Annotated in this window: 1 protein-coding gene; it reads left to right on the top strand. The window is 63.9% G+C overall.

Going from position 1 to position 493, the window contains the following annotated elements:
• A partial coding sequence (locus tag SOP95_RS31555) for an FAD-dependent monooxygenase (RefSeq protein ID WP_323609523.1) occupies positions 1–493 on the top strand: 493 nt, incomplete at both ends.

Below are 493 nucleotides of genomic sequence, written 5' to 3'. Positions count from 1 at the left end.
TTGCCGGCGTGGCCCTGGCCCTGGACCTGTGCCGTCATTCCCACCTGAGCGTGCAGTTGTTCGAATCGGCTCCTGCCTTTGGCGAGGTGGGGGCAGGTGTTTCATTCGGCGCTAATGCCGTGCGCGCCATCGCGGGCCTGGGTATTGCCGAACCCTACCGCAAGATTGCCGACCAGACCCAGGACCCTTGGCAGGACATCTGGTTCGAATGGCGTCGGGGTGAAGATGCCGGTTATCTGGGTGCCAGCCTGGCTGAAGGGGTAGGGCAGTCGTCGGTACACCGTGCCGACTTCCTCGACGCGCTGGCCAGCCAGTTGCCCGAAGGCATCGCCCGGTTCGGCAAGCGTGCCGTCAGCGTGGAGCAGGATGGCGACCAGGCTCGCGTACTGTTCACCGACGGCACCGAGCATCGCTGCGACCTGTTGATCGCCGCAGACGGCATCAAGTCTTCCATTCGTGATCATGTGCTCAACGGTCTTGGCCAACCGCTGGT

This window comes from Pseudomonas sp. YuFO8 (assembly GCF_035065025.1).
GTDB classification, from domain to species: domain Bacteria; phylum Pseudomonadota; class Gammaproteobacteria; order Pseudomonadales; family Pseudomonadaceae; genus Aquipseudomonas; species Aquipseudomonas putida_AE.
The sequence above is the reverse complement of the archived record's forward strand: the minus strand, read 5'-3'. Positions and strand labels throughout refer to the sequence as shown.